The organism is Paracoccus sp. (in: a-proteobacteria), assembly GCF_030604785.1.
Taxonomy (GTDB): Bacteria; Pseudomonadota; Alphaproteobacteria; order Rhodobacterales; family Rhodobacteraceae; genus Paracoccus.
This window is the reverse complement of record NZ_JAUVVF010000022.1, coordinates 18,345-45,175: the sequence shown is the minus strand read 5'-3', so window position 1 is coordinate 45,175 and position 26,831 is coordinate 18,345. Positions and strand designations below refer to the sequence as shown.

Annotated in this window: 25 protein-coding genes; 9 read left to right on the top strand and 16 right to left on the bottom strand. The window is 68.0% G+C overall.

Annotation, left to right across the window (positions count from 1 at the left end; translation table 11 throughout):
- Position 1 precedes the first annotated feature (1 nt).
- From QAR72_RS08965 to QAR72_RS08955, 3 genes are all read right to left on the bottom strand, one after another.
- The gene (locus QAR72_RS08965) at positions 2–1,294 is read right to left on the bottom strand and encodes a CmpA/NrtA family ABC transporter substrate-binding protein (RefSeq protein WP_304617031.1); all 1,293 of its coding nucleotides are present in this window, start codon (positions 1,292–1,294) and stop codon (positions 2–4) included.
- Positions 1,295–1,570: 276 nt separating this feature from the next.
- Positions 1,571–2,746, bottom strand: coding sequence for an ABC transporter substrate-binding protein (locus tag QAR72_RS08960; RefSeq protein WP_304617030.1), 1,176 nt, complete (start codon positions 2,744–2,746; stop codon positions 1,571–1,573).
- Entirely contained in the window at positions 2,743–3,324 is a 582-nt protein-coding gene (locus QAR72_RS08955) for an ANTAR domain-containing response regulator (RefSeq protein WP_304617029.1), read from the bottom strand. The genes QAR72_RS08960 and QAR72_RS08955 overlap by 4 nt, the downstream gene beginning before the upstream one ends.
- A 550-nt stretch (positions 3,325–3,874) precedes the next feature.
- Between QAR72_RS08955 and nrdH the strand changes: the two genes are divergently transcribed.
- The 4 genes from nrdH to nrdF all read left to right on the top strand — a co-directional run bounded on the left by nrdH (position 3,875) and on the right by nrdF (position 7,664).
- Positions 3,875–4,096 carry a glutaredoxin-like protein NrdH gene (gene nrdH / locus QAR72_RS08950; RefSeq protein WP_304617028.1) on the top strand — a complete coding sequence of 74 codons (222 nt, stop codon included), beginning with the start codon at positions 3,875–3,877 and terminating at the stop codon, positions 4,094–4,096.
- A gap of 8 nt (positions 4,097–4,104) precedes the next feature.
- Positions 4,105–4,518, top strand: a complete 414-nt coding sequence (gene nrdI / locus QAR72_RS08945; RefSeq protein ID WP_304617027.1) for a class Ib ribonucleoside-diphosphate reductase assembly flavoprotein NrdI — start codon at positions 4,105–4,107, stop codon at positions 4,516–4,518.
- Positions 4,503–6,626 carry a class 1b ribonucleoside-diphosphate reductase subunit alpha gene (gene nrdE / locus QAR72_RS08940; RefSeq protein WP_304617026.1) on the top strand — a complete coding sequence of 708 codons (2,124 nt, stop codon included), beginning with the start codon at positions 4,503–4,505 and terminating at the stop codon, positions 6,624–6,626. Before nrdI ends, nrdE begins: the two co-directional genes overlap by 16 nt.
- A gap of 69 nt (positions 6,627–6,695) precedes the next feature.
- The gene (nrdF, locus tag QAR72_RS08935; RefSeq protein WP_304617025.1) at positions 6,696–7,664 is read left to right on the top strand and encodes a class 1b ribonucleoside-diphosphate reductase subunit beta; all 969 of its coding nucleotides are present in this window, start codon (positions 6,696–6,698) and stop codon (positions 7,662–7,664) included.
- A gap of 31 nt (positions 7,665–7,695) precedes the next feature.
- Here nrdF and QAR72_RS08930 read toward each other — a convergent pair whose 3' ends face one another.
- The 8 genes from QAR72_RS08930 to hutI form a co-directional block, all read right to left on the bottom strand.
- Entirely contained in the window at positions 7,696–8,772 is a 1,077-nt protein-coding gene (locus QAR72_RS08930; protein ID WP_304617024.1) for a sensor histidine kinase, read from the bottom strand.
- A 118-nt stretch (positions 8,773–8,890) separates the two neighbouring features.
- Positions 8,891–10,441 carry a TRAP transporter large permease gene (locus tag QAR72_RS08925; RefSeq protein ID WP_304617023.1) on the bottom strand — a complete coding sequence of 517 codons (1,551 nt, stop codon included), beginning with the start codon at positions 10,439–10,441 and terminating at the stop codon, positions 8,891–8,893.
- Positions 10,438–10,941, bottom strand: a complete 504-nt coding sequence (locus QAR72_RS08920; protein WP_304617022.1) for a TRAP transporter small permease subunit — start codon at positions 10,939–10,941, stop codon at positions 10,438–10,440. The genes QAR72_RS08925 and QAR72_RS08920 overlap by 4 nt, the downstream gene beginning before the upstream one ends.
- Positions 10,942–10,997: 56 nt before the next feature.
- Positions 10,998–12,083, bottom strand: coding sequence for a TRAP transporter substrate-binding protein (locus tag QAR72_RS08915; protein ID WP_304617021.1), 1,086 nt, complete (start codon positions 12,081–12,083; stop codon positions 10,998–11,000).
- 54 nt (positions 12,084–12,137) lie between these two features.
- The gene (gene hutU / locus QAR72_RS08910; protein ID WP_304617020.1) at positions 12,138–13,841 is read right to left on the bottom strand and encodes a urocanate hydratase; all 1,704 of its coding nucleotides are present in this window, start codon (positions 13,839–13,841) and stop codon (positions 12,138–12,140) included.
- A gap of 1 nt (position 13,842) precedes the next feature.
- A complete protein-coding gene (gene hutG / locus QAR72_RS08905) occupies positions 13,843–14,628 on the bottom strand; it encodes an N-formylglutamate deformylase (RefSeq protein ID WP_304617019.1) in 786 nt (261 codons plus the stop codon).
- Complete coding sequence (gene hutH, locus QAR72_RS08900; RefSeq protein WP_304617018.1) at positions 14,625–16,151, bottom strand: histidine ammonia-lyase; 1,527 nt, start codon at positions 16,149–16,151, stop codon at positions 14,625–14,627. The genes hutG and hutH overlap by 4 nt, the downstream gene beginning before the upstream one ends.
- Positions 16,148–17,353 (bottom strand): imidazolonepropionase, encoded by a 1,206-nt coding sequence (gene hutI, locus QAR72_RS08895; RefSeq protein ID WP_304617017.1) that lies wholly within the window; start codon positions 17,351–17,353, stop codon positions 16,148–16,150. Before hutI ends, hutH begins: the two co-directional genes overlap by 4 nt.
- Before the next feature lie 84 nt (positions 17,354–17,437).
- On the opposite strand from hutI, the gene QAR72_RS08890 reads away from it, so the two are divergent.
- Positions 17,438–18,799, top strand: coding sequence for a formimidoylglutamate deiminase (locus QAR72_RS08890; RefSeq protein WP_304617016.1), 1,362 nt, complete (start codon positions 17,438–17,440; stop codon positions 18,797–18,799).
- Positions 18,799–19,497 carry a GntR family transcriptional regulator gene (locus tag QAR72_RS08885; RefSeq protein WP_304617015.1) on the top strand — a complete coding sequence of 233 codons (699 nt, stop codon included), beginning with the start codon at positions 18,799–18,801 and terminating at the stop codon, positions 19,495–19,497. The genes QAR72_RS08890 and QAR72_RS08885 overlap by 1 nt, the downstream gene beginning before the upstream one ends.
- Here the strand turns inward: QAR72_RS08885 and QAR72_RS08880 are convergent.
- Complete coding sequence (locus tag QAR72_RS08880; protein ID WP_304617014.1) at positions 19,494–20,366, bottom strand: LysR family transcriptional regulator; 873 nt, start codon at positions 20,364–20,366, stop codon at positions 19,494–19,496. The genes QAR72_RS08885 and QAR72_RS08880 overlap by 4 nt on opposite strands.
- A 98-nt stretch (positions 20,367–20,464) precedes the next feature.
- Between QAR72_RS08880 and QAR72_RS08875 the strand changes: the two genes are divergently transcribed.
- Together QAR72_RS08875 and QAR72_RS08870 are read left to right on the top strand one after the other, a co-directional pair.
- Entirely contained in the window at positions 20,465–21,682 is a 1,218-nt protein-coding gene (locus tag QAR72_RS08875) for an aminopeptidase P family protein (RefSeq protein WP_304617013.1), read from the top strand.
- 86 nt (positions 21,683–21,768) lie between these two features.
- Positions 21,769–22,743: a hypothetical protein gene (locus QAR72_RS08870; protein ID WP_304617012.1), complete on the top strand. Its 975-nt coding sequence runs from the start codon at positions 21,769–21,771 to the stop codon at positions 22,741–22,743.
- Between the two features lie 12 nt (positions 22,744–22,755).
- On the opposite strand, the gene QAR72_RS08865 is transcribed toward QAR72_RS08870, so the two are convergent.
- The 4 genes from QAR72_RS08865 to QAR72_RS08850 all read right to left on the bottom strand — a co-directional run bounded on the left by QAR72_RS08865 (position 22,756) and on the right by QAR72_RS08850 (position 25,637).
- Positions 22,756–23,103: a hypothetical protein gene (locus QAR72_RS08865; protein WP_304617011.1), complete on the bottom strand. Its 348-nt coding sequence runs from the start codon at positions 23,101–23,103 to the stop codon at positions 22,756–22,758.
- A gap of 51 nt (positions 23,104–23,154) precedes the next feature.
- Positions 23,155–23,979, bottom strand: coding sequence for a manganese catalase family protein (locus QAR72_RS08860; RefSeq protein ID WP_304617010.1), 825 nt, complete (start codon positions 23,977–23,979; stop codon positions 23,155–23,157).
- Between the two features lie 79 nt (positions 23,980–24,058).
- Positions 24,059–24,559: a YciE/YciF ferroxidase family protein gene (locus QAR72_RS08855; protein WP_304617009.1), complete on the bottom strand. Its 501-nt coding sequence runs from the start codon at positions 24,557–24,559 to the stop codon at positions 24,059–24,061.
- 76 nt (positions 24,560–24,635) lie between these two features.
- Entirely contained in the window at positions 24,636–25,637 is a 1,002-nt protein-coding gene (locus tag QAR72_RS08850; RefSeq protein WP_304617008.1) for a LacI family DNA-binding transcriptional regulator, read from the bottom strand.
- 141 nt (positions 25,638–25,778) lie between these two features.
- On the opposite strand from QAR72_RS08850, the gene iolG reads away from it, so the two are divergent.
- Positions 25,779–26,783 carry an inositol 2-dehydrogenase gene (iolG, locus tag QAR72_RS08845; RefSeq protein ID WP_304617007.1) on the top strand — a complete coding sequence of 335 codons (1,005 nt, stop codon included), beginning with the start codon at positions 25,779–25,781 and terminating at the stop codon, positions 26,781–26,783.
- Positions 26,784–26,831 lie beyond the last annotated feature (48 nt).

The following is a 26,831-nucleotide window of genomic DNA, read 5'->3' as shown; positions in this document are numbered from 1 at the left end:
CTCAGACCATGGCCTTGATGGACTGGGCGGCGAGATAGCCGTCCGCATCCGCGGGATCGAAGGTGGTGCCGTCGAAGAAGGTCTCGGTCCCGCGGCTGTCGCCCTTGTCGCCGGTCTCGAGGCCGAGCGCGGCGGCCGCCTCGAGCCAGAGGTCCGAGCGGTTGGTCTGATCGACCAGCGCGGCCGTGTCCAGATCGCCCGGCAGGTAGCCCCACCGCTTGTTCTCGGTGATGAACCAGCTGTCCAGCGACTTCCACGGGAAAGAGGCGCTGCCGTTCTCGCCCCAGAAGCGCATCGCCAGATCGGGGCGGCTCTCCTCGCGGCCGTTGCCGTAGTTGATCTCGCCCTTGATGCGGGCGGCGATGTCGGCGACGGGGACGTTGTACCATTGGCGCTTGGACAGGATCTCGGCCATCTCGTCCTTGTTGGCGGCCTCCTCGCACCACATCTGCGCCTCCATCACGGCCATCAGGATGGCGCGGGCGGCGTTGGGGTTCGCGTCCACCCAATCGGCGCGCATGCCGAGGATCTTCTCGGGGTGGTTCGCCCAGATCTCGCCGGTGGTGCAGGCGGTGAAGCCGATGCCCTGGTTCACCAGCTGCTCGTTCCACGGCTCGCCGACGCAGAAGGCCTCCATGTTGCCGACCTTCATGTTGGCGACCATCTGCGGGGGCGGGACGACGATCAGGTCGCACTCGGTCGTGGGATCGATCCCGCCCGCGGCCAGCCAGTAGCGCATCCACAGGTCATGGGTGCCGCCGGGGAAGGTCATGGCGACGGGGATCTCCTGCCCGGCGGCGCGGCGGGCGGCCCAGATCTCCTTCAGGGGGGCGCTATTCAGGCCGACGCCGCTGTCGGCATAGGCCTGGGTGACCGAGATGCCCTGGCACTGCTCGTTCAGGGACAGAAGGTTGTACATCGGCAGCGGCTGGTTGTTCTGCGTGACCGTGCCGGTGGAGTAAAGGTGCACCTTCGGGCGCAGGATGTGCCCGCCGTCGATGCCCCCGCCCGAGGAGCCGAGCGCCATGTTGTCGCGCGTGGCGCCCCAGCTGGCCTGCTTCTCGATCCGCATGTCGGTCAGGCCGTGCTTTTCGTAGAAGCCCTTTTCCAGCGCGATGATCAGGGGCGCGCTGTCGGTCAGCGCGATATAGCCGAGCGTGGCGCCGGTGGTTTCCAGCGCGGGCGTGGCGGCCCAGGCTCCGCCCGGCAAGGCAAGCCGCGCGGCAGCGGCGGTGGCCGCGACCGAGGCGGCGGATTTCAGGAAGCTGCGGCGGGTCGGCGTGATCAGGCTCATCTGGCGATCCTTTGCGTGGCCCAGGGGGCCGGGAATGGCGGGACGGCAATGGAAAAAAGCCACCGGCGCGTGACCCGTCATCGGGACAAGCGTGGTGGCGTCGTTGCCGGAGAAAGGGGGTCCGCAGCCTTGCGGAAGATCGGTGGCCGGGGCGCCGTTGCCCTGTGGCCTTGTTCTGACCTTGGCGCATCGGGGGCGAATCGGTCAAGAAAGGGGCCGTGGATTTCTGGCGGCTTTCGCCAAGTGCCGCCAAGCGCAGCGCGACTGCCTGCGAAATCAGCGCGAATAGATCGGCGGGTCGAAGGTTTCGCCGTCGAAGAAGGCATCGGGGCCCAGAATCATCTGCCCCTTCTCGCTGGCGACGGGGGTGGGATGGGTCATCGCCCCCTCGATCCGCGCCGAGGCGCCGGGCATGTCCGCCCCCGCCGCCCTGAGGTGCCGCCGGTAAAGGTCGGTGCGGAAGCAGGCGCCAGCCGCCTCCATCGCCGCTTGCGGGTCAAGGTGATGGGCCTCGGCGATCCCCCGCGCCAGCAGCGCCGCCGTGCTGCGCCAAGGGAAATTCGCCCCGCCCGCGTGGAAGCGGATGAAGTCGGGGAAATGCCGGACCTCGCCCTGCGGGGTGACATGGAGGCGGCCCAGAAGACCCCGCTCGCTGAGTTCCGGCGAGAGGTTCAGGTAGTCGGGCCTCGACAGGATCTCGACCGCGGTGCCGCGGTTCTCGGGGATGTCGAGCCAGCGGCAGGCGCGCCAGACGGCCCGCATCAGCGCGCCGGTCAGTTCGGGCTCGCCTTCGGTGAAGGCCCGGGTCAGGACCAGCCCCTTTTCCGGCGGCGCGTTCCAGATCGCACGCCCGGCCAGCAGCAACGCCCCCGCCGCCGTCTCGACGGCGTAGGAGGCCCAGGGCTCGCCCACGCAGAAGGCGTCGACCTCGCCCGAAGCCAGCGCGTCAGCCATCATCGGCGGCGGGACGGTGTGGATCGACAGGCGCGGCTCGAGCACCGACCCCTTCAGCCAGTGCCGGACCAGATGCGCCTGGGTCGAGAAAGTGAAGGGGACGCCAACCCGCAGCGACGGCCCCGCCACCTGCGCGAGTGCGTCCCGCGCTTCCTGCGCATCGCCGAAGCCGAAGCCGTGGCCGATGCCCCGCAGCCGCTCGGCGAGCGCTGCGTTGACCGCGATGGCCTGCCCGCCCTGGCTGATGAACATCGCCAGATCGAAGGCCGGGTAGTCCGGCCCAAGGCCAAGCGCCTGCGCGATGGGCAGCGGCACCAGCATATGCGCGGCATCGATCCCGCCCGTGCCCAGCATGTCGCGGCTCTGCGCCCAGGAGCGCAGGCGGATCAGGTCGAATTCCAGCCCCTCTTCGGCGGCAAAGCCGATCTCGGCACCGATGATCAGGGGGGCCGCATCGATCAGCGGCACATAGCCCAGGCGCAAGGTCGTCGCGCTCATGTCAGAAGCCCCGCCGCCATGACCAGCTGCTGCGCGATGTCGGCGACGCGGCGGCCTTGGTCCATCGCCGTCTTGCGCAGAAGGGCATAGGCCGCTTCCTCGTCGATGCCACGTGCCTTCATCAGGATGGCCTTGGCGCGGTCGATGATCTTGCGCTCCTCCAGCGCGGCGCGGGTCGCGGCCAGTTCGGTCCGCATCTTGTGGAACATGTGGAAGCGCGCGATTGCGGCGTCGAGGATCGGCTTGATCCGATCGGGTTGCAGCCCGTCGACGACATAGGCCGAAACGCCCGCCTCGATCGCCGCTCGGGTCATCTGCTCGTCCGAGCGGTCCACGAACATCGCCACCGGCCGGTCCATCGGCCCCGAGGCGAAGGCCAGTTCCTCGAGCACGTCGCGCGAGGGGTTGGCGATGTCGATCAGCACGATGTCGGGCTTGAGTTCGGTGATCCGCCGCGCAAGGCCGGTCTCTTCCGAGATGACGGCGATCTCGTGCCCCTCGGCTCCGCCCAGACCGTCGACGATCCGCAGGGCGCGTTCCCGGTCGCGTTCGACCACGATGATGGAGAGCTTCGGCATACCTTCCGTCTAAGCGCGAGGCCGCGCGGACGGCAGGTGGATCAGCCCATCCGGCAGGCGGAAGCGGAGCGTCCGGGCGTTTATGCCCGCATCTGCGGCAGGGGGCGGCGCGATGCCCGCTTTCCGGGCAATTCCCGCCGCGCCAGGGCGATCACGATTCGTGCTTGGCGGCGGCTTGGGGGCGGATGCGGCGAATTGGCCGGGCGACCGTGAATTCGCCCGCGACGCTCTGGAAAGCCCGGAATATTCAGGCTAGACGGGCGGCCCGCCGGGTTGCTCCCGTGTTCGGGCATCCACGAAATGACCCAGCAGACCATACCAGATATTGACACCCGATTAACGCTGCGGTCTATATGATGTGGCATCGCATCCACGGCTCACGCTCCGGTAGAACGGGTTCTTCCCGTCGAAACGTCCTTTTTCAGGGGGTTTTGGTCACCGTCGCGGCCGGGCCGTCCGGGGGGCGATGGCAAGACATCACAAGGACCGGGCGGCGGGTCCGGGGGCGGCAGCCCTAGCCCCGCGCCTCTGACAGGAAAGCGAGCAGGGCATGACCATCATCGTTTACAGCAAACCCGCCTGCGTGCAGTGCACCGCCACGACCCGTGCGCTGGATGCCCGCGGCCTTGACTATGACGTGATCGACCTGACCCAGGACGACGAGGCCATGGCCCGCGTGACCGAGCTTGGCTATCGGCAGGCCCCGGTCGTCATCGCGGGCGAGGCGCATTGGGCGGGCTTTCGCCCCGACATGATCAGCGCCCTGGCCTGACCGGGGCGATGGCGGGGCTGGTCTATTTCTCGTCGAGCTCGGGGAACACCGCGCGGTTCGTGCAGGCGCTTGGTCTGCCTGCCGCGCGCATCCCCATCCGCGAGGCCGAGCCCATGCCCGCCCCCACGGCGCCCTACGTGCTGATCTGCCCGACCTATGCCGATGGCACCGGGGCGGGCGCGGTCCCCAAGCAGGTGATCCGCTTTCTGAACGACCCCGCCCGCCGCGCCCTGATCCGTGGGGTGATCGGCGGCGGAAACCGCAATTTCGGGCCGACCTATGCCCTGTCGGCCCGGATCATCGCCGAGAAATGCCGCGTCCCGGTGCTGGCCACGTTCGAGCTGGCAGGGACGGAAACCGATATCGCCCGCATCCGCGACGGGCTGACCCTGTTCTGGAGAGAGCCATGCTTGACGCCGTGAAGCCCGACCTCGACTACCACGCGCTGAACGCGATGCTGAACCTCTATGACGGCGAGGGGAAAATCCGCTTCGACGCGGACCGCATGGCCGCGCGGCAGTATTTCCTGCAGCACGTCAACCAGAACACGGTCTTCTTCCACTCGCTGGACGAGAAGCTCGATTACCTGGTGGACGAGGGCTATTACGAGGCCGAGGTGCTGGCGCAGTATCCGCGCGAGTTCCTGCACGCGATCTGGGCCGCCGCCTTCAAGCGCAAGTTTCGCTTTCCCACCTTCCTCGGCGCGTTCAAGTATTACACCAGCTACACGCTGAAGACCCGCGACGGGCAGCGCTATCTGGAGCGCTATGAGGACCGCGTGGTCATGGTCGCGCTGACGCTGGCGCGTGGCGATCAGGCGCTGGCAATGTCCTTCATGGAAGAGATGCTGTCGGGCCGTTTCCAGCCCGCCACGCCGACCTTCCTGAACGCCGGCAAGAAGTCCCGCGGCGAGCTGATTTCCTGTTTCCTCCTGCGGATCGAGGACAACATGGAGTCCATCGGCCGCGCCATCAATTCCTCGCTGCAACTGTCGAAGCGCGGCGGCGGCGTCGCGCTGATGCTCACCAACATCCGCGAGGCCGGCGCGCCGATCAAGGGGATCGAGAACCAGTCCTCGGGCGTCATCCCGGTGATGAAGCTGCTGGAGGATAGCTTCAGCTACGCGAACCAGCTGGGCGCGCGGCAGGGGGCAGGGGCCGTTTATCTCAACGCCCACCACCCGGACATCCTGCGCTTCCTCGACACAAAGCGCGAGAACGCGGACGAGAAGATCCGCATCAAGACGCTGTCGCTTGGCGTGGTGATCCCCGACGTGACCTTCGAGCTGGCGAAGCGGAACGAGGACATGTACCTCTTCTCGCCGCACGACGTGCAGAAGGTCTATGGCGTGCCCTTCTCGGAAATCTCGGTCAGCGAGAAATATCATGAGATGGTCGAGGACAAGCGCATCAAGAAGAAGAAGATCAACGCGCGGGCGTTCTTCCAGACGCTGGCCGAGATCCAGTTCGAATCGGGCTATCCCTACATCATGTTCGAGGACACGGTGAACCGCGCCAACCCCATTGCGGGGCGCATCACCATGTCGAACCTGTGCAGCGAAATCCTGCAGGTCGCCGAGGCGTCCGAGTTCAACGAGGATCTGGGCTATGCCAAGATGGGCACGGACATCTCGTGCAACCTGGGCAGCCTGAACATCGCGCAGACGATGGACGGGCCGGATTTCGGCGCGACGGTCGAAACGGCGATCCGGGCGCTGACGGCGGTCTCGGAGATGTCGGCCATCGACGCGGTGCCCTCGATCCGGCGCGGCAATGACGAGGCTCATGCCGTGGGTCTGGGCCAGATGAACCTGCACGGCTTCCTGGCACGCGAGCGGATCCATTACGACAGTCCCGAGGCGGTCGAGTTCACCAGCGTCTATTTCGCGGCGATCACCTATCACGCGATCCGCGCCTCGAACGCGCTGGCGCGCGAGAAGGGGACGACCTTCAAGGATTTCGACAAGTCGCGCTATGCCGACGGGACGTTCTTCGAGAAATATGTGACCCGCGACTGGCTGCCCGAGCGGCCCGAGGTCGCGCGGCTGTTCGAGGGGATCACGCTGCCGACCCGTGAGGATTGGGCGGCTCTGCGCGAGGCGGTGATGAAGGACGGGCTTTACAACCGAAACCTTCAGGCGGTGCCGCCTACGGGCTCGATCAGCTACATCAACAACTCGACCAGCTCGATCCATCCGATCGTCTCGAAGATCGAGATCCGGAAGGAGGGCAAGATCGGCCGCGTCTATTACCCCGCGCCCTTCATGTCGAACGAGAACCTGGAATATTACCGCGACGCCTACGAGATCGGGCCGGACGCGATCATCGATGTCTATGCGGCCGCGACCGAGCATGTGGATCAGGGCCTGTCCCTGACGCTGTTCTTCCCGGCCGAGGCCACGACCCGCGACATCAACCGCGCGCAGATCAAGGCGTGGAAATCGGGGATCAAGACGATCTACTACATCCGCCTGCGCCAGGCCGCGCTGGAGGGGACCGAGGTGCAGGGCTGCGTCAGCTGCTCGCTTTGACGGGCGTCGGACCGGGGGCCAGCCCCCGGACCCCCGGGATATTTGGACAACGAAGAAGAGGCTTGGGCGATGCGTGACATGGTGACGGGCGCGGCGCGCGCGATCAACTGGAACCGGCTGGAGGACGAGAAGGACCTGGAGGTCTGGAACCGGCTGACGGTGAACTTCTGGCTGCCCGAGAAGGTGCCGCTGTCGAATGACGTGCAGTCCTGGGCGACGCTGCGGCCGGCCGAGCGCGAGCTGACGATCCGGGTCTTCACGGGGCTGACCATGCTGGACACGATCCAGAGCAGCGTCGGCGCGCCCGCGCTGATGGCCGATGCGATCACGCCGCATGAGGAGGCGGTCCTGTCCAACATCGCCTTCATGGAGGCGGTCCATGCGCGGTCCTATTCGTCGATCTTCTCGACCCTCTGCCTGACGCCCGAGGTGGATGACGCCTTCCGCTGGTCCGAGGAGAACCCGCATCTGCAGCAGAAGGCACGGCTGATCCTGCAGGAATACGCGGCCGGGGCCGATCCGCTGAAGCGCAAGATCGCGAGCGTCTTCCTGGAAAGCTTCATGTTCTATTCGGGCTTCTACCTGCCGATGTACTGGTCGAGCCGGGCCAAGCTTACGAACACCGCCGACCTGATCCGACTGATCATCCGCGACGAGGCGGTGCATGGCTATTATGTCGGCTACAAGTTCCAGCGCGGGCTGGAGCGAGTGTCCGAGGCCGAGCGGGCCGCGCTGAAGGATTTCGCCTTTTCGCTGATGTTCGACCTATACGAGGTCGAGAGCCGCTATACGGAGCAGCTATATGACGGGATCGGGCTGACCGAGGATGTGAAGGCCTTCCTGCATTACAACGCCAACAAGGCGCTGCAGAATCTGGGCTACGAGGCGCTGTTCCCGCCGGCCGCCTGCGAGGTGAACCCCGCGATCCTGGCCGCCTTGTCGCCGGACAGCGAGAACCACGACTTCTTTTCGGGGTCGGGTTCGTCCTATGTCATCGGCAAGACCGTCGCGACCCAGGACGAGGACTGGGATTTCTGAGACGGAACGGGGCGCCTGCGGGCGCCCCTGTTCATGCGGCGAGGCCGCCTTGCGGGGGATCGACCGCGAAGCCCAGCCGCGCCACGGTGCCGCCTTGCGGGTGCCGCTTCAGTGACAATTCCCCGTTCAGCGCCGTCGCGAATTGCCGCGCCACGATCAGGCCGAGGCTTTCGGAGCGTTCCAGCGCGAAGCCGTCGGGCAGGCCCGGGCCGCGGTCGCGGATCTCAAGCGTCGCGGCGGTGCGGCCCTGGCCGGCCGGTCCGTCCACCTTGAGCCGCGCGGTGACATGGTTCACGCGGCCCTGCGCCGCCGCATGTTCGATCGCGTTCATGACCAATTCGCTGGCGATCAGCCCCAGAGGCACGGCGCTGTCATGGGGCAGGGGCAGGCTGTCGGCACTGAATTCGAGCTGCACATCGCCCGCGCCCGCGACCTCGACCACATCGGCCAGCACGTCGCGCAGGTAATCGGCCGCGTCCAGATCCTGCATGTCGGGCGCGTGCAGCCGGCGTTGCAGCAGCGAGATCGAGCGGATGCGCGATTGCGCCGCCAGCAGGGCATGGCGCGCCGTCTCGTCGGTGATCTGCTGGCTTTGAAGCCTGAGCAGCGCGGCCACCGTCGAGAGGTTGTTCGAGATGCGATGCTGCAGCTCGGAGAACATCAGACTGCGCGCATGGGCCAGATGGGTGGCCCGCGCCTCGGCCCGCAATCGTTGCAGCAGCGCGCGGCGGGCGGCGGTGATGAACACGACCTCGGTCGCGATGATGAGCGTGTAGAAGCCGAGCGCCAGAACCGAGCCCGCATCAAGCGACAGCCGGCCCACCGGCTCGATGAACGAATGCAGCGCGATCAGGCCGCAGACGACGCCCACCACGATACCAGATCGCAGCGACGACAGGACCAGCGTCAGCATCACGGCCGGAAAGAAGGTCAGGAAGGGAAAGCCCGGCGGCAGGATGTCGTTCAGCGCATGGCGCAGGCCGGTCGAGATGACGATGGCCGACAGGGCGAACGTGATCTCGTAGCGCAGGCTGCGCCGCGCCACCAAGGCGGCCCCCAGGGCCCGCATGAAACGCCCCGACCGTTCCGGTCGGGTACTGGTCACCATCTGGCCAGCCATTGCATCGCCCCCTCGAGTCAGCGCAGGTATTTGGCCGTTTACTCGTCATTTGGTATCACGTCTGGACGCGCCAAAGCAAAGCTTGATCTTTGTTTGTCGCGCTGCGTCAGAAGGCGGCGCGGGGCAGCCACGTGCCGATGGCGGGCCAGAGCCAGATCAGCGCGATCGCCAGCCCCTGCAGGGCGATGAAGGGGATGACGCCGCGATAGATCATGCCCGTCGTGATCGAGGCCGGCGCCGCTCCGCGCAGGTAGAACAGCGAAAAGCCGAAGGGCGGTGTCAGGAACGAGGTCTGCAGGTTCACCGCGATCAGGACCGCCAGCCAGATCGGGTCGTGGCCCATCAGGATCAGTGGCGGCACCAGCAGCGGCAGCAGGATCACCGCGATTTCCACGAAGTCGAGAAAGAAGCCCAGCACGAAGATGAAGGCCATCGCGAAGATCAGCGCGCCGGTCGGGCCTCCGGGCAGCGCCTCGAGGATCGCGGCGATGCGATGCTCGCCGCCCAGGCCCACGAAGACAAGCGAGAAGTAGCTGGCCATCAGGATCGTGGCGAAGATCATCGAGGTGACGGTCAGGGTCGAGGTCAGGACCGGGCCGAAGACCCCCGCGCGCATCAGGCGCCAGCCCGCCACGAGGATCGCGGCCGTGCCCCACAGGACCAGCCCCGCATAAAGCGCCGCGCGCAGATATTCGGCCAGGCCAGCATCCGAGCGCTGGATCCGCACCGGCCAGCCGCCTGCCAGCACCGCCAGCAATGCCAGCGCGACACCCCCCGAGATCAGCAGCCAGCGCGGCATGCCGTGTCGCCCGCCCGCCAGCAGCAGCGCGCCGATGGCGCCCACCGCCGCCGCCTCGTTCGGCGAGGCGACGCCGCCGAGGATCGCGCCCAGCACCGCCACGATCAGCAGGACCGGCGGCAGGATCGCGGCCAGCACGGCGCCAAGGGGCGGGCGGCTGACGGCCTCGCTCAAGGCCGGGGCATCGGCGGGGCGCAGCCAGGCGCGGATCAGGATATAGGCGACGTACAGCGCGACCAGCAGCAGCCCGGGCACCAATGCGGCGGCGAAGACCTGCCCGACCGACACCGTCTGGATCGAGAACAGCCCCTGCGCGTATTGCGCCTGCTGAAAGGCCGAGGACATGACATCGGCCAGGATGATCAGCAGGGTCGAGGGCGGGATGATCTGGCCAAGCGTGCCCGACGTCGCCACCATCCCCGCCGCCAGCGACGGGTTGTAGCCGTTCCGCAGCATCGCGGGCAGCGCGATCAGGCCCATCGCCACCACCGTCGCACCGACGATCCCGGTCGATGCCGCCAGCAGCGCGCCCACCAGCACGACCGAGACGCCAAGCCCCCCGCGCATCGTGCCGAACAGGCGGCCCATCGTCTCGAGCAGGTCCTCGGCGATGCGGCTGCGTTCGAGGATCACACCCATCAGCACGAAAAGCGGAATCGCGGTCAGGACCGGGTTCGTCATGATCCCGAAAAAGCGCTGCCCGAGCGCGCCCATCAGCCCGATATTGAACTGCCCGAGCGCCGCGCCCAGCAGCGCAAAGCCCGTCGCCACGCCGGCAATGGCGAAGGCCACCGGATAGCCGCTGAGAATCACGGCGATCAGCGCGCCGAACATGATCAGGTCAAGGGGCAGGGTCATGCGTCTTGTCCTTTCAGGCGCAGCAGGTCGCGGATCAGCGCCGACAGGCCCTGGATCAGCAGCAGCACGCAAAAGACCGGGATCAGCGTCTTAAGCAGGAACGAGGCCGGGATGCCGCCCACGCTGATCGGCCCCTCCAGGATCGCCCAGGACCGCCGCACCGTCGGCCATGACCAGTAGAGCAGGATCAGAAGGCCGGGCATCAGCAGCGCCAGATGGCCGATGACATCGACCATTGCCCGGCCGCGCGACGACAGCTTGGCATAGAAGATGTCGACCCGCACGTGACCGCTCACCAGCAGCGTGTAGCCCGCGCCGATCATGAAGATCGCGGCATGCAGATACAGCACCCCCTCGGTCAGGAAGATCGAGGAATAGCCGAAGACGTATCGCAGCACGACGATGGCGAATTGCAGCAACACCATGGCCAGCGCCAGCCAGCGCACCGACAGCCCCGCCGCGCGGTTGATCCAGTCCAGCATGTCGGCCAGTCGCAGCATTCTCGCCCCCGTTCCGCCAGGGCGCGAGGCCGGGTCCGGCCCCGCGCGGGTCATTGTCAGCCTTCGTGGACGGCCGCGCGGGCGTTCAGTTGCCCGCCTTCCGAATAGGGCATGTAGCCCGCCATCAGATCGCGGTATTCCAGATAGCTTTCGGTGATGCGCCGGACCAGTTCGTCGCTGTCCTCGCGCAGACCGGCCACGACCTCGTCCATCGCCCCGGCCATCGCGGCGACTACCTCCTGGGGCAGTTCGCGCACGGTGACGCCGTGTTCGTTGACCAGCTCACGCAGCGCCATGGCGTGTTTGGTGTTGTATTCGGTCAGAACCGGGTTGTAGAGGCTTTCGCAGGCATAGGTCACGGCCTCTTTCAGATCGTCCTCCAGCGCGCTGAAGGCGTCCAGATTGACCGCGCATTCCTCGGCCGAGGAGGGCTCGCCCACGCCCGGCCAGTAATAGTTCTTGGCGACCTGCTGCAGGCCAAGCGCGGAATCCGACCATGGGCCGATGAACTCGCCCGCATCCAGCGCGCCCGATTGCAGCGCCTGGAACATCGCGGGTCCCGGCATCGCCTCGACCGCCATGCCAAGGCGCGAACAGACCTCGGAATTCAGGCCTGTGGTCCGGTATTTCAGCCCGCGCAGATCGTCGAGGCTGTTGATCTCGTTGCGGAACCAGCCCGCCCATTGCGGCCCGGAATTGCCGCAGAGGAAGGGTTTCAGCCCGAACCGGCCATACATCTCGTCGTAAAGCGCCTGCCCGCCGCCATGCAGCATCCAGCCATGCTGTTCGATCGCGGTCAGGCCGAAGGGCTGGCTGCCGAACAGCAGGATGCCGCGCGATTTCGATCCCCAATAGGCCGGAACCGCGTGATAAAGCTCGGCCGTGCCTTCGGCCACGGCATCGAAGACGCCGGGGCCGGGCACGATCTCGCCAGCGGCGAACAGCTCGACCTGGATGCGGCCACCCGACAGGGCGGTGATGCGGTCGGCCAGCATCTGCGCCGCGATGCCGGGTCCGGGCAGGTTGCGCGGCCAGGCCGAGACCATGCGCCATTGCCGCACGCCCTGCGCCAGGGCCGGCGCGGCCAGCGCCGAGGCCGCGGCCCCGATGCCCGCCGTGGCAAGGAAAGAACGTCGCTTCATGATGTCACCTCTCTGTTGGGGGAAGGACGCCGTTCGGCGGCGCCTCGGTTCTTGTCAGTCCTTCAAGATCGCGGGCAGGTTCAGCCCATGCTCGCGCGCGCAATCCAGCGCGATGTCGTAGCCTGCATCGGCGTGCCGCATCACGCCCGTCGCCGGGTCGTTCCACAACACGTTGGCGATGCGCCTGTCGGCATCCTCGCTGCCGTCGCAGCAGATCACCATGCCGGAATGCTGGGAAAAGCCCATGCCGACCCCGCCGCCGTGATGCAGGCTGACCCAGGTGGCACCTGACGCGCAATTCAGCAGCGCGTTCAGCAAAGGCCAGTCGCTGACCGCGTCGCTGCCATCCTTCATCGCCTCGGTCTCGCGGTTGGGGCTGGCGACGCTGCCGCTGTCCAGATGATCGCGACCGATCACCACGGGCGCCTTCAGCTCGCCATTCCTGACCATCTCGTTGATGGCCAACCCCGCGCGATGCCGGTCGCCCAGACCGATCCACATGATCCGCGCGGGCAGGCCCTGGAACGCGATGCGTTCGCGCGCCATGTCCAGCCAGTTGTGCAGATGGGCATTGTCGGGGAACAGCTCCTTCATGCGCTGATCGGTCTTGTAGATGTCCTCGGGGTCGCCCGACAGCGCGCACCAGCGGAACGGGCCGATCCCCTTGCAGAACAGGGGCCGGATATAGGCCGGCACGAAGCCCGGAAAGGCGAAGGCGTTGTCCAGCCCCTCCTCCAGCGCGACCTGGCGGATGTTGTTGCCGTAATCCAGCGTCGGCACGCCCGCATTCCAGAAGCCGACCATCGCCGCCACATGGGCCTTCATGCTGGCGCGGGCGGCCTGTTCGACGGCCTTGGGATCGGTTTCCTGCTTGGCGCGCCAATCGGCCACGCTCCAGCCCAGGGGCAGGTAGCCGTGCAGAGGATCATGCGCGCTGGTCTGGTCGGTCACGATGTCGGGGCGGCCATTGGGCATCGGCTCGCCTGCCTTCATGCGGCGCAGAAGCTCGGGGAAGATCTCGGCGGCGTTGCCGATCAGGGCGACGGATTTCGCCTCGCCCGCGCGGGTCCAAGTGTCGATCATCGCCAAAGCCTCGTCCAGGCTGTGCGCCTTGGCGTCGCAATAGCGGGTGCGGATGCGGAAATCGGCCCGCGTCTCGTCGCATTCGACCGCAAGGCAGCAGGCCCCCGCCATCACCGCCGCCAGAGGCTGCGCGCCGCCCATCCCGCCGAGCCCCGCCGTCAGGATCCAGCGCCCGCGCAGATTGCCGTCGTAATGCTGTCGCCCGGCCTCGGCAAAGGTCTCGTAGGTGCCCTGCACGATGCCTTGGGTGCCGATATAGATCCAGCTTCCCGCCGTCATCTGGCCATACATGGCCAGCCCCTTGCGGTCGAGTTCGCTGAAATGCTCCCATGTCGCCCAATGGGGGACCAGGTTCGAATTGGCGATCAGTACGCGCGGCGCGTCCTTGTGGGTGCGGAAGACGCCCACCGGCTTGCCCGACTGGACCAGCAGGGTCTGGTCCTCCTCCAGTGCGCGCAGGCTGTCGCAGATGCGGTCGAAATCCTCCCATGTACGGGCGGCGCGGCCGATACCGCCATAGACGACCAGTTCATGCGGGTTCTCGGCCACGTCGGGATGCAGGTTGTTCATCAGCATCCGCAAGGGCGCCTCGGTCAGCCAGCTTTTGGCGCTGATCTCGGTGCCTGTGGCGGGATAGATGTCGCGGGCATTGTGGCGCGGATTGTGGGCGGTCATGTCAGGCTCTCAGCTTGGGGGCCAGATCGGCCAGGCGATGCAGGATGGCGGCCAAGGCCGAGCGCAGGGCGTCGGCACGGGCCGGGTCATAGGCGAAGGGCGGGGCCTCGGATGCCAGATGCGTGGACTGCGCCAGCTCCATCTGGATTGCGTGCAGACCCTCGGCCGGCCGGCCGTAATGGCGCGTGGTCCAGCCGCCCTTGAAGCGCCCGTTGACCACGGTGGGGCGCCCTGTCGCGACAGCGACCTCCTGCGCGGCGGCCTCGACGGCCGGCGCGCAGGACGCCCCCTCGGCGGTCCCGATGTTGAAATCGGGCAGCACGCCCTCGAACAGGAACGGGATGCGCGACCGGATCGAGTGGCAATCGTAGAGGATCGCGACCCCGTGCCGCGCCCGAACCCGGTCCAGTTCGGCCGCAAGTGCCGCGTGATAGGGCGCGTGAAAGGCCAGACGCCGCGCCTCGACATCCTCGGGCGGCTGATCCCAGATCGGCTGGCCGTCGAAATCGGTCAGCGGCACCAGCCCGGTCGTGTTCTGACCCGGATACAGGCTCGCCCCGTCCGGAGGCCGGTTCGCGTCGATGACATAGCGGTGGAAATGTGCCTGCACGATGCTGGCACCGGGCAGCAGCCCGTCATAGAGGCGCGGCAGGTGCCAGTCGGTATCGGCCAGCACGCGGCCGCGATCGTTCAGACGCACAGCGATCGCTTCGGGCAGGTATGTGCCGGAATGGGGCAGGGCCAGAACGACCGGCAGATCGCCTTGGGTCACGGTGACGGGATTCATAGGGCCAGCCCCTCCAGTCCCGCCGCGGCGATCAGGCGTCCGTCGGCCATCATCCGCGCCATCGCCGCCAGATCGGGCGCCAGATAGCGGTCTTCGGCCACGGGCGGCACCTCGGCGCGGATCGCGGCCAGCACCGCGCGCAGCCGGGCCGAGGTCAGCAAGGGCGCGCGGAACCCGATGCCCTGCGCCGCAGCCATCGCCTCGACCCCCAGAATGACGTCCAGATTGTCGGCCATCCGCCCCAGACGCCGCGCGCCATGGGCGGCCATGCTGACGTGATCCTCCTGATTGGCGCTGGTGGGGGTGCTGTCGGTGGAACAGGGATGGGCCAGATGCTTGTTCTCGCTCATCAGCGCGGCCGTCGTGACCTCGGCGATCATCAGCCCGCTGTTCAGCCCGGGATCTGGCGTCAGGAAGGGCGGCAGATCGTGGCTCAGCGTCGGATCGACCATCAGCGCGACGCGGCGCTGCGCGATGGCGCCGATCTCGGCCAAAGCCAGCGCGATCTGGTCGGCGGCAAAGCCCACGGGTTCTGCGTGGAAGTTTCCGCCCGAGACGATCTGGCCGTCATCCAGCACCAGCGGGTTGTCGGTGACGGCGTTCGCCTCCATCTCCAGCGTCGTGGCGGCATGGCGCAGGATGTCCAGGGCCGCGCCCGCGACCTGCGGCTGGCAGCGGATGCAATAGGGGTCCTGCACCCGGCTGTCGCCCTCGCGGTGGCTTTCGCGGATCTGCGAGCCCTCCATCAGCGCGCGCATGGCATCCGCGACCTCGATTTGGCCGCGATGGCCGCGCAGCGCGTGGATCTGCGGATGAAGCGGCGCGGTCGAACCCATGATCGCGTCGGTGGACAGCGACGCCGTGACCAGCGAATTCAGCGCGCAGCGCCATGCCCTGAACAGCCCGATCAGCGCCAGAGCGGTCGAGAATTGCGTCCCGTTGATCAGGGCCAGCCCCTCCTTGGGGCCAAGCGTGACGGGGTTCAGCCCCGCCTGCGCCAGCGCCGCGCCGCCCGGCATCCGCTGGCCGTCAAGGATCGCCTCGCCCGCGCCGATCATCACGGCGGCCATATGCGCCAAGGGCGCCAGATCGCCCGATGCCCCGACCGAGCCCTGGGCGGGCACGACCGGGGTGACGCCGCGTTCCAGCATCGCCTCGATCAGCGCGACGATCTGCCAGCGTACGCCCGAGGCGCCGCGCCCCAGGCTGAGCAGCTTCAACGCCATCATCAGCCGGGTGGCGGGCATGTCCAGCGCCTCGCCCACGCCGCAGCAATGCGACAGGATCAGGTTGCGTTGCAGAATCGCCGTATCCTCGGGCGCGATCTTGACCGAGGCCAGCTTGCCAAAGCCGGTATTGACGCCATAGACCGCCTCGCCGCCGGCCGCGGCGCGTTCGACATGGGCGGCTGCGGCCTCGATACCTGGGCGGGCCGAGGGGGCCAGCCGTGCGGCCAGCCCGTCGCGCCACAGCGCCTCAAGCTGCGCCAGGGTGACCGCACCGGGGGTCAGAGTGATGGTCATGTCTCACCTTGCAGGATGCCGCCGAAGACGCGGCGATGAAGCGGGTTGAAGCCGATGCGCCAGGCCAGCTCCGCCGGGTCGCGCGCGTCCCAGACGGCCAGATCGGCGCGCATTCCCGGCGCGATCCGGCCCTGATCGGTCAGGCCAAGCGCCGTGGCGGCATGGCAGGTGACGCCCGCCAGCGCCTCGGCCGGGGTCAGGCGGAAAAGCGTGCAACCCATGTTCATGGCCATCAGGATCGAGGTCATGGGCGAAGTGCCGGGATTGCAATCGGTGGCCAGTGCCATCGGGACGCCGTGGCGGCGGAAGGCATCGACCGGCGGCATCTGTGTCTCGCGCAGCGTGTAGAACGCGCCCGGAAGCAGCACGGCGACCGTGCCGGACGCGGCCAGCGCGCGGGCATCGTCCTCGGTCGCGTATTCCACATGATCGGCCGACAATCCGCCAAAGCCTGCGACCAGCGCCGTGCCGCCCTGATGGGTCAGCTGTTCGGCATGCAGCTTGACCGGCAGGCCAAGCGTGCGCGCCGTGTCGAAGACCCGCGCCATCTGCGGGGCGGAAAAGGCGATCCCCTCGCAGAACCCGTCCACCGCATCGACCAGCCCCTCGGCATGGGCGTGATGCAGCGCGGGAATGGCGATCTCGTTCAGATAGGCATCGGGGCGGCCCTGAAATTCGGGCGGGCAGGCATGAGCGGCCAGCCAAGTCGTCACCACACGGACCGGTCGCAGGGATGCCAAGGCGCGGGCGGCGCGCAGCATCCGCAGCTCGGTCTCGGGTTCCAGCCCATAGCCGGACTTGATCTCGACGGTGGTGACGCCTTCGGCCAGCAGCGCGTCCAGCCGGGGCAGGGCACCCGCGATCAGCGCGTCCAGATCGGCGGCACGGGTCGCGCGCACGGTCGAAAGGATGCCGCCCCCGGCCTCAGCGATCTGCTGGTAGCTGGCGCCCTCCAGCCGCATGGCGAATTCGCGTGCGCGGTCGCCCGCATGGACCAGATGCGTGTGGCAATCGATCAGCCCCGGCGTGACCAGCCTGCCCCCAAGATCATGCGCGGGCAGCGCGGCGTGTTCGGCAGGCAGGTCCGCCGCCGGACCGGCCCAGAGGATGCGCCCGAGGCCAACGGTGATCGCCCCGTCCTCGACCAGATCCCCCGTTTCCGGCATCGCCAGACGGCCATTGCGGAACAGCGCTTCTGCCATGCGAATCCCCGTTAATGCTGTCTTTAAAAAAATATGCGTGTGTATAATATGGCTGTCAACGCGGAATCACGGGGGTCAGGGACGATGCAGGTGATCTGGGCAGAACAGGCGCTGTTGCCTGAGGGTTGGGCAGAGCATGTGCGGATCGAGATCGCCGCCGATGGCCGCATCGCCAGCGTCACAGCGCGCGCCCCGCGCGAGGGGCAGGCCCACGCGGTCATACTGCCCGCCCCTGCCAATCTGCACAGCCACGCCTTCCAGCGCGCCATGGCCGGCCTGACCGAGGCGCGCGGCCCGGCCGTGGGCGACAGTTTCTGGACCTGGCGGCAGCTGATGTTCCGCTTTCTGGACCGGCTGGATCCGGACCATGTCGAGGCCATCGCGGCCTATGTTCAGATGCAGATGCTGGAGGCCGGCTACGCCTGCAATGTGGAATTCCACTATCTGCATCACCGGCCCGGCGGGCTGCCCTATGACGATTTGTCCGAGATGTCGTCGCGCATCGCCGCCGCCTCGGCGCGGACGGGGATCGGGCTGACGCTGTTGCCGGTCCTCTATCAATACGGCGGCTGCGACGGGCGGCCCTTGGCACCGGGGCAGATCCGCTTCGGCAACGATCCCGACCGTTTCGCGCGGCTGGTTCAGGGCGCGGAGACCGCCCTGCGCTGCCTGCCGGCGGATGCGCGTCTTGGCATAGCGCCCCACAGCCTGCGCGCGGTCAGCCCCGAGGGACTGGCGGCCGCTGTCGCGATGGCGCGCGGCCCGATCCACATGCATCTGGCCGAACAGCAGGCCGAGGTCGACGAGGTCATGGCCGCCCATGGCGCGCGGCCGGTCCGCTGGCTTCTGGACCACGCGCCTGTCGATCAGGATTGGTGCCTGATCCACTGCACCCAGATGCAGCCGGACGAGACCCAGGGACTGGCCCGCAGCGGCGCCGTGGCCGGGCTCTGCCCGATCACCGAAAGCTCGCTTGGCGACGGGATCTTCGACGGGCTGCGATGGCAGGCGGCGGGGGGGCGGTTCGGCATCGGGTCCGACAGCAATATCCGCATCAGCCTGTCCGAGGAATTGCGGACGCTGGAATATTCGCAGCGCCTGCGCGACCGGGGGCGGGCGCTGCTGGCGCGGCCCGGCGCATCGACCGGGCGGGTTCTGTTTCAGTGCGCGGCGCAGGGCGGTGCGCAGGCGGCGGGGCGTCTGGCGGGGGAATTGCGCGCTGGCCTCTGGGCCGACATGCTGGCGCTGGACGGCGCGGCGGTGGATCTGGCGGGTCTGCGCGGGGACAGCGTGCTGGATGCGTGGATCTTTGCGGGCGATGACAGGATGGTGCTTGATGTCTGGTCCGCCGGGCGCCATCTGGTCAGCGGCGGCAGGCACCGGGACCACGACGCGATCACGGCCGGCTATGCGCGCGTCATGCAACAGACAAGGGACATGCTCTGATGCCATCCGAGACGGTCACATGGCAGGCGATCCAGGCCGAGGTCATGGACCGCATCCGCCGCCGCATCTGGGCGCCGGGCCATCTGCTGCCGCATGACGACAAGCTGGCGCTGGAATTCGGCTGTGCGCGCGCCACGGTCAGCCGGGCCCTGCGCGAACTGGCCGATGCGGGGCTTCTGGACCGGCGGCGCAAGGCGGGAACGCGCGTGGCCACCAGCCCGGTGCGCAAGGCGACGCTGGAAATCCCGGTCATCCGGTCCGAGATCGAGGCGCGGGGCGCGCGCTACGGCTATGCGCTGATCGCGCGAGAGACCGCGCCCGCGCCTCTGCAGGTCCGCAGCGTGATGGGCCTTCCCGAGCGGGCCGAGCTGCTGCATGTGGTCGCGCTGCATCTGGCCGATGACGCGCCGTGGTGCCTTGAGGATCGCTGGATCGACCTGACCACCGTGCCCGCGATGGCCGATGTCGATCTGGGTCGGATCAGCGCGAACCAGTGGCTGGTCGAGAACGTGTCCTATACACGGGGCACGCTGGCGCTGACGGCGGGTCTGGCCGATGCCGCCACGGCCGAGGCGCTGCGCTGCGCACCGGGCGATGCTGTCTTCGTGATCGAGCGCGCGACGTTCCTGCACGACCGCCCGATCACCTTTCTGCGCCAGAGCCATCCGGGCAGCTTCCGCCTGACGACCTCGATCTAGGGATCTGCCCCGGCTGCCTCGGCCAAGGCCCATTCCCGGAACAGGCGGATGGCGGATTCCTTGCGTCCGCCGGCCCCTTCGGCCCAAGTGAGGTAATAGGAAAACTCATCCTTCACCGTGATGTCGGACAGCAGGATCAGCCGGTTCTCGGCCAGATCCTCGCCGATCATCGCCTGCGCCGCCAGGGCAACGCCCTGACCCGACAGGGCTGCCGCACGCAGCAGGTTGAAATCCTCGAAGACCGGGCCGGGCAGATCGGCCGGTGCGACCAACCCGGCGCGTGCAAGCCAGTCGCGCCAACCGCCTTGGTCCGTGTCGTGCAGAAGGCCCGCTTGCAGCATGGCCTCGGGCGAGCTCGGCGCGGCCAAGGCCGGGCTGCAGACGGGCACCGAAGCGCCGGGCAGAAACCGCGCCGCATTCGGGCCGGGTGGCGCAGCGGCGAAGGTGAAGGCCAGATCGGCATCGCGGAAATCGACCGAATGGGCGTGATGGGCATAGACGATCCGCAGCGATATCCGGGGATGGCGAGTGCGGAAGCGCGGCAGGCGCGGGATCAGCCAGCACAGGGCGACCGACGGGATGGCGGCGACGACCAACGCCTCGGACGGGGGCTGCGCGCGCTGGCAGGCGGCCTCGATGCTGCCGAAGGCCAGCGTGAGGTCGCGCGCCAGCGCCTGACCGCGCGGCAGCAGGCGAGGCTGGCGCCCGCTGCGGTCAAAAAGCGGCGCGCCCAGCCAATCCTCCAGATTGCGGATCTGGTGGCTGATGGCGGGCTGGGTGACATGCAGGGCTTCGGCGGCGGCGCGGAAGCTGCCCGTCCGGGCGATGGCCTCGAAGGCGCGCAGGGCGTTCAGCGGTGGCAGGGACATGAGGCACCGATTAGTTTTCCTCATCATCCGATCACGAAAGCTGCTTTGACGCAAGCCGCGCCCCGCCCCAGACTGCCCCCGTGATCGAAGGAGCCGCCATGACCGAGCGCGAAAGACTGCAATCCTATGTCGGCAACGGCCAGAAGGCCCGCCCGACCTTTTCCGATGCCGAGATGGGCCGCCGCCAGAATGCCATCCGTGCCTGGATGGCCGAGCATGAGGTGGATGCGGCGCTGTTCACCTCGTATCACAACATCAACTATCTGTCGGACTTCCTCTATTGCCAGTTCGGGCGGCGCTACGGTCTGGTGATCGATCATCAGGGCGCGACCACGATCAGCGCCGGCATCGATGGCGGCCAGCCCTGGCGGCGCAGCTTCGGCGGCAACATCACCTATACGGACTGGCAAAGGGACAATTATTTCCACGCCCTGCGCCAGCTTGTGGGCCAGGCGCGCCGGATCGGGATCGAACATGATCATGTCACGGTCGAGCTGCTGGCCCTTTTGCGGGCCGAGTTTCCGGGCGTCGAATTCATCGATATCGCCGCGCCCGCCATGCGGATGCGGATGATCAAGTCGGCCGAAGAGATCGCCTTCATCACCCGGCTGGCCGCCATCGCGGATGAGGGCGGCGCGGCCTGCCTCGAGGCCGCCGCCGTGGGCGTTCCCGAACACGAGGTCGCGCTGCATTCTACCGCCACGATGGTCCGCAGCATCGCCCGGACCTGGCCGGATGCCGAATTGATGGATACCTGGACCTGGTTCCAGTCGGGCATCAACACGGATGGCGCGCATAATCCGGTCACGTCGCGGCGCATCAGGCGCGGGGACATCCTGTCGCTGAACTGCTTTCCGATGGCCGCGGGCTATTACGTCGCGCTTGAACGCACGCTCTTTGCCGAAATCGCCAGCGACGAGCATTTACGCCTGTGGCGCATCAATTGCGAGGTCCATGATCGCGGCAAGGCGCTGCTGGTTCCCGGCGCGCGGTGCAGCGACATCGCCAGGGAACTGAACGAGATCTATGCAAGCCACGGCCTGCTGCGCTATCGCAGCTTCGGCTACGGCCACAGCTTCGGCGTGTTGTGCCATTACTACGGCCGCGAGGCGGGGCTGGAACTGCGCGAGGATTGCGACACCGTGCTGGAACCCGGCATGGTCGTGTCGATGGAGCCGATGATCACCATCCCCGAAGGGCAGCCCGGCGCGGGCGGCTATCGAGAGCACGACATTTTGGTGATCGAGGAGGGCGGCAACCGCAACATCACCGGCTTCGCCTATGGCCCCGACCACATGATCCTGCCGCCGCGCTGATCGCCGGGGCCCTGCCGGAGTGAATCGCGGTTGCCGGGCCGGGGGTTTCGGGTTTTCCTGCGGGCAACACAGGAAGGCCCGACCTCATGCACCCCAACCCGCCGGCAAGCGGTCCCGATCTCGCCCCGTGGAAGGCGGCGCAGGCCACGCTGGCGCCGCTGCTGGCCGAGGCCGCCCTGGCGGCCGGTCGACTGGACGCGACGCTGGCCGCGCTGCCCCGTGACACGGCGCGGGGTGCGCTGGACCGGCTGGCGCTGATCGAGACCGAGACGATGCTGTGGACCGAGGGGCTGGTTCTGGGCCGCGACGAGATCGGTCGCGATCTGGCGGACGCGCGCGCGGCCTCGGACCCGCAGGCGATGCGGCTGGCCCGATGGGCGATGCGGCGGCTGGCCGGGCAGGGGCGGCTTGACGATCTGGCCGGGTTTCTCGGCCTCTATCGTGGCGGCGCCGCGCCGCCCGGTGCAATCCCGGCCTTGCCCGAGATGCGCCCGCGTGGCGTCGACTTCGATGATGCGGCGGCGGAATTCCTGTCGGTCATGGCGGGGCTGGGCGGGCTGCATCCGCTGGCGCGGGGGCCTCTGGCGCTGATGGCGTGGCGGCTTGCGGGATTGTCCCCACCCGAGCGTGTGGCCGAGGGCGCCGCATGGTCTGCGCGCGACATGGCACAGGGTTTCGAGGTTCTGACCTTCCTGCCCTTGGGTCGCCACGGGCGCCGCGTCTGGACGGCCTATGGCGCGCCCGAGGATCGGCTGGCCACGCATCTGGCGGGTCTGCGCGACGGCGCGACCGAGGCCCGGTCCGAGATCCTGCGCCTTTGCCGTTGGGCCGATGCGGCCCGCGCGGCGACGGCCCGGATCAAGGGCACGAACCCGGGCCGCGTGATCGAGGCCCTGTCCGCGCGCCCCCTGCTGTCGGCGCCCGAGGCCGAGGCGATCACCGGCCTGTCGCGCATCACCGCCGAGCGGATGCTGAACCGGATGACCACAATGGGCCTGATCCGCGAGGTCACGGGCGGGCGGCGGTTCAGGCTGTGGACCGCGCGGCTGGAGGCCGCCTGACGTCCACCGGCCCTAGAACACCAGGATGATCAGGACCAGCACGACCGCGCCGATGGCCAGCCAGGCGCCGGTGGACAGGACCGGTTTGCGTGAGGGCGGGGCGGCATGTCCCGGCGGCGGCACGACGCCTGGCATCCCGTCGCGTCCGGCCGTGCCAAAGGCGGTCTGGCGACCCTGCGCCTCGTGATCGGTGATCGGCGCCATCCCGGGCGCGAGGCCCGGCGCGACCGCGTCGGGGTGGCTCGTCATGTCGGCCTCGGGGCCGGGATCGTCGGGACGGCGCCCCGTCTCCATCTCTGCGCGCAGCATGTCGGCTTCGTCGCCGCGCGGCGGGATCGGGTGGTGGTTCTTGTCGGCCATGTCTTGGCTCCTTCCTATGGGGCGGGCCGGGCCGAGGCCCGACCCGTCGGGTCACATCTGATCGGATTGCGCGCCGCTGCCCGGCCGCGCCTTGCCCAGATCGGGCTTTTCGCCAAGCGCCTGCATGGGCTGCGAGGCAAAGCTGCCCTTGCCGTCGGGCGAGGTTCCCTCGGACCAGCGGCCCGGCGCGGGATCGCTGCCATCGGACTGGAAGCCCAGAAAGGCGTAGCTGAAGGATTGCGCCTCGTCCGATTGCGGGAAGCTGTTGGGGATCGGGAAGACCTCCTTGGCGCCGCCCAGATCCTCGAGCGCGGCCATGAACTGGTTCTGATGCATCGTGTCGCGCGCGATCAGATAGGACAGCATGTCCTTCATCCCCGGATCGTCGGTCATCTCCCACAGCCGGACGGCAAGGGTGCGGCCCGTGGATTCGGCGGCGATGTTGGCCACCATGTCGGCCGCCACATTGCCGCTGGCATAGATGTGGGACATGTCGAAGGGCACGCCGTCACTGTCAACCGGCATGGCCGACAGGCCCGCCGACAGCATGTTCTTGAGGTTCATGCCGCCCATCACGGCGCCCACGGCGGCATCCTGCGCGCCCTCTTCCTGCATCGTCAGGGGCGCGCCTTCCAGGTTCAGCGCGACCGCGGTGGCCAGCATTTCGATATGACCCAGCTCCTCGGCGGCGGTGTTCATCAGCAGGTCGCGGAACCGCGTGTCGCCGCGCGCGCCGCAGGCCTGAAAGAAATACTGCATCGCCACGCGGATCTCGCCCTCGACGCCGCCGATGGCCTGTTGCAGGGCGCGCGCGAAAAGCGGGTTCGGCTTTTCGACGCGGACGGGATATTGCAGCTTGTTGTCGGTCAGAAACATCGGATTCTCCGGGTTCGGACCCGGCGCATGGCCGGATGGGGGTTCGGAGGGGCCGGGCGCCCCTCCGCTTCGGGACGGGTCAGGATTCCGCGGTCTCGGCTGCCGCGTTCACCACCGTCTCGGCCAGTTTCGTCAGGATCTCGTCGGTCGCGCCTTCTTCCTGCAGGGTCTGGTCCAGCAGGCGTTCCGCATCGGACAGGCCCAGCTGCTTCGCCCAGGCCTTCAGAGTGCCGTAGCGGGCGATCTCGTAATGCTCGACCGCCTGCGCGGCGGCCAGCAGGCCCGCATCCAGCGCGGGGCTGCCCTTGAACTCGTCCATGATCTCCTGCCCCTCGGCGATGATGCCTTCGATGGCATCGCAGGTCTTGCCGCGAGGCTTCTTGCCGATCGCCTCGAAGACCTCGGACAGGCGCTCGTACTGGGCCTGCGTCTCCTGTTCGTGCGTCTCGAAGGCGGCCTTGAGATCGGGATTCTGTGCTGCACGGGCCATCTTGCGAAGCGCGGTCGCGATCTTGCGCTCGGCATAGTAGATGTCCTTGAGGGTCTCGTGAAACAGCGTGTCGAGAGTTTGGTCGGCCATCTGGCTCCTCCTTGAGGTGAGGGCCGATGAACCGGCGCGGCGGCGCTTTGTTCCAGCGCGCCGCGTGGCGACGCGCTCAGGTCGTCGAGCGTGCGACGAACAGGCCGGGCAGATGCACGTCGCTGGACAGCCGTCCTTCCAGCACGTCGAGCAGGCGTTCCGTCATCGCGGTGATGGGCTGGCGATAGGTCGTCAGCCCATAGGCGGGCGACCCGGCCAGCGGGATGTCGTCGAAGCCCGTGACCGCCACGTCCTGCGGCACGCGCAGACCCAGGCGGTAGCGCAGCGCATCCATCGCGCCGATCGCGATGATGTCGTTCTCGCAGACCAGCACATCGGGGCGCGGGCCGCCCTCGGCGAAGAGGGCAGTGACGCGGTCGATGGCGGCGCCGAAATCATAGGCGTCTGCATGGATCGACCGGACGCTGAATCCGGTCCGGGCCTGCCAGTATTCGGTGAAGGTCGTCTTGCGGTGCAGCTTGGCCGACTGCGTGTCGGGACCGGCCAGATAGACCGGGTGCTGATAGCCGCGCGACAGCAGGTGGTCGGCGATCTCGCGCATGGCGATCACGTCGTCGCAGGCGATGGTCAGGGTATCGGGGTTCTGGCTGTAGCGGGCGAAGATCACCAGCTTCTTGACCCGCCGCGCCCCAAGCGCCGTGCCCAGGATGCGGTCGTCGAAGCGCGTGCCGATCACGACCGCCGCATCCACCCGGCGCTGGCTGGCGGCCAGCAGCGCGGCCGAGGCATCCTCGCTGTCGGACATATGCACGAGCAGCGTCCCCCAGCCGCGCGTCCACAGGATGCGGGTCAGGCGCTCCAGCACGACCAGCTTGTGGGGATTGCTGAAATCGTTGTTGATGATGGCGACAAGGTTCGACCGGTCCGAGGCCAGGGACGAGGCCAAGAGGTCGGGCGCGTAGCCAAGCGCCTCGGCGGCGGCCAGCACCTTCTCGCGGCTCTTGCGCGAGATCGAGGCGTCCTTCTTGAAGGCCCGCGCGACCGTCCAGCGCGACACCCCTGCCGCATTCGCCACATCGTCGGCCGTGACCGCGCCATTGTCCTGCATGTCGTCCATACGCCCAGACTACCCCAGCCGGCCCCCCGTCGAAAGGCGTTTGCACGCGCGTGCAGATTTTTCTTGCACGCGCGTGCAAGCGGCGGCAGTCTGGCGCTAACGGATCACCGGAGGGGGTGATTCGACGGGAGGAATGACAGAATGCTGAACGTGGCGCTGCTGGGCGCTGGCCGTATCGGTCAGGTCCATGCCGAATCCATGACGGCGACGCGCGACAGCCGCGTCGTGGCTGTGGCCGATACGAACCGCGAGGCGGCCGAGGCTCTGGCCGCGCGGATCGGCGCTGCCGCCCGCAGCGTGGACGAGATCATCGCCGATCCTGCCATTGACGCGGTGCTGATCGCTACATCCACCGACACCCATTCCGACCTGATCACCCGCGCCACCCAGGCCGGCAAGGCGGTGCTGTGCGAAAAGCCCGTGGACCTGTCGCTCGAGCGCGCCCTGACCACGCTGGCCGCCGCCGAGGCGACGGGCCGCCCTGTGATGATCGGCTTCAACCGCCGCTTCGATCCGAATTTCGCGGCTCTGAAGGCCGGGTTCGATCAGGGCCGCATCGGCAAGGGCGAGCTGCTGTCGATCACCTCGTTCGATCCCGCGCCGCCTCCGGTGGAATATGTCCGGGTCTCGGGCGGGCTGTTCCGGGACATGATGATCCACGATTTCGACATGGCCTGCTGGCTGTTCGGCGGCCCGCCCGCCCGCATCACGGCGCATGGCGCGGCGCTTGTCGATCCGGCCATCGGCGAGGCGGGTGATGTCGATACCGCCGCCGTCACGATGGTCTGGGACGATGGCCGCATCGCCGTCATCAAGAATTCGCGCCGCGCGGCCTATGGCTATGACCAGCGGGTCGAGATCCTGGGCGAAAAGGGCCTGCTTTCGGCGCGCAACGTGCTGGAGAACACCGTCGAGGCCCTGACGGCCGAGGGTGCCGTGGCCGCCAAGCCGCTGCACTTCTTCCTCGAACGCTACATGCGGGCCTATCAGATCGAATGGCAGGCCTTTCTTGATGCCGTGACGCAGGGCCGGCCGATGCCGGTCACGCTGCGCGAAGGGGTGGCCGCTCTGGCCTGCGCCGAGGCCGCGACACGGTCGCTGGCGACCGGCGCCACGATTTCCCTGACGCCCGACATGCTGGGCTGAAGGGCCGGCCCGCCCCGGCATGGGCGGGCCGAACGATCCGCGCGCAAC

What these genes read in the sequence shown, in the direction of transcription:
- QAR72_RS08965 (WP_304617031.1), bottom strand. Translation starts at nt 1,294, where the DNA reads ATGAGCCTGATCACGCCGACCCGCCGCAGCTTCCTGAAATCCGCCGCC.
- QAR72_RS08960 (WP_304617030.1), bottom strand. Translation starts at nt 2,746, where the DNA reads ATGAGCGCGACGACCTTGCGCCTGGGCTATGTGCCGCTGATCGATGCG.
- QAR72_RS08955 (WP_304617029.1), bottom strand. Translation starts at nt 3,324, where the DNA reads ATGCCGAAGCTCTCCATCATCGTGGTCGAACGCGACCGGGAACGCGCC.
- nrdH (WP_304617028.1), top strand. Translation starts at nt 3,875, where the DNA reads ATGACCATCATCGTTTACAGCAAACCCGCCTGCGTGCAGTGCACCGCC.
- nrdI (WP_304617027.1), top strand. Translation starts at nt 4,105, where the DNA reads ATGGCGGGGCTGGTCTATTTCTCGTCGAGCTCGGGGAACACCGCGCGG.
- nrdE (WP_304617026.1), top strand. Translation starts at nt 4,503, where the DNA reads ATGCTTGACGCCGTGAAGCCCGACCTCGACTACCACGCGCTGAACGCG.
- nrdF (WP_304617025.1), top strand. Translation starts at nt 6,696, where the DNA reads ATGCGTGACATGGTGACGGGCGCGGCGCGCGCGATCAACTGGAACCGG.
- QAR72_RS08930 (WP_304617024.1), bottom strand. Translation starts at nt 8,772, where the DNA reads ATGGTGACCAGTACCCGACCGGAACGGTCGGGGCGTTTCATGCGGGCC.
- QAR72_RS08925 (WP_304617023.1), bottom strand. Translation starts at nt 10,441, where the DNA reads ATGACCCTGCCCCTTGACCTGATCATGTTCGGCGCGCTGATCGCCGTG.
- QAR72_RS08920 (WP_304617022.1), bottom strand. Translation starts at nt 10,941, where the DNA reads ATGCTGCGACTGGCCGACATGCTGGACTGGATCAACCGCGCGGCGGGG.
- QAR72_RS08915 (WP_304617021.1), bottom strand. Translation starts at nt 12,083, where the DNA reads ATGAAGCGACGTTCTTTCCTTGCCACGGCGGGCATCGGGGCCGCGGCC.
- hutU (WP_304617020.1), bottom strand. Translation starts at nt 13,841, where the DNA reads ATGACCGCCCACAATCCGCGCCACAATGCCCGCGACATCTATCCCGCC.
- hutG (WP_304617019.1), bottom strand. Translation starts at nt 14,628, where the DNA reads ATGAATCCCGTCACCGTGACCCAAGGCGATCTGCCGGTCGTTCTGGCC.
- hutH (WP_304617018.1), bottom strand. Translation starts at nt 16,151, where the DNA reads ATGACCATCACTCTGACCCCCGGTGCGGTCACCCTGGCGCAGCTTGAG.
- hutI (WP_304617017.1), bottom strand. Translation starts at nt 17,353, where the DNA reads ATGGCAGAAGCGCTGTTCCGCAATGGCCGTCTGGCGATGCCGGAAACG.
- QAR72_RS08890 (WP_304617016.1), top strand. Translation starts at nt 17,438, where the DNA reads ATGCAGGTGATCTGGGCAGAACAGGCGCTGTTGCCTGAGGGTTGGGCA.
- QAR72_RS08885 (WP_304617015.1), top strand. Translation starts at nt 18,799, where the DNA reads ATGCCATCCGAGACGGTCACATGGCAGGCGATCCAGGCCGAGGTCATG.
- QAR72_RS08880 (WP_304617014.1), bottom strand. Translation starts at nt 20,366, where the DNA reads ATGTCCCTGCCACCGCTGAACGCCCTGCGCGCCTTCGAGGCCATCGCC.
- QAR72_RS08875 (WP_304617013.1), top strand. Translation starts at nt 20,465, where the DNA reads ATGACCGAGCGCGAAAGACTGCAATCCTATGTCGGCAACGGCCAGAAG.
- QAR72_RS08870 (WP_304617012.1), top strand. Translation starts at nt 21,769, where the DNA reads ATGCACCCCAACCCGCCGGCAAGCGGTCCCGATCTCGCCCCGTGGAAG.
- QAR72_RS08865 (WP_304617011.1), bottom strand. Translation starts at nt 23,103, where the DNA reads ATGGCCGACAAGAACCACCACCCGATCCCGCCGCGCGGCGACGAAGCC.
- QAR72_RS08860 (WP_304617010.1), bottom strand. Translation starts at nt 23,979, where the DNA reads ATGTTTCTGACCGACAACAAGCTGCAATATCCCGTCCGCGTCGAAAAG.
- QAR72_RS08855 (WP_304617009.1), bottom strand. Translation starts at nt 24,559, where the DNA reads ATGGCCGACCAAACTCTCGACACGCTGTTTCACGAGACCCTCAAGGAC.
- QAR72_RS08850 (WP_304617008.1), bottom strand. Translation starts at nt 25,637, where the DNA reads ATGGACGACATGCAGGACAATGGCGCGGTCACGGCCGACGATGTGGCG.
- iolG (WP_304617007.1), top strand. Translation starts at nt 25,779, where the DNA reads ATGCTGAACGTGGCGCTGCTGGGCGCTGGCCGTATCGGTCAGGTCCAT.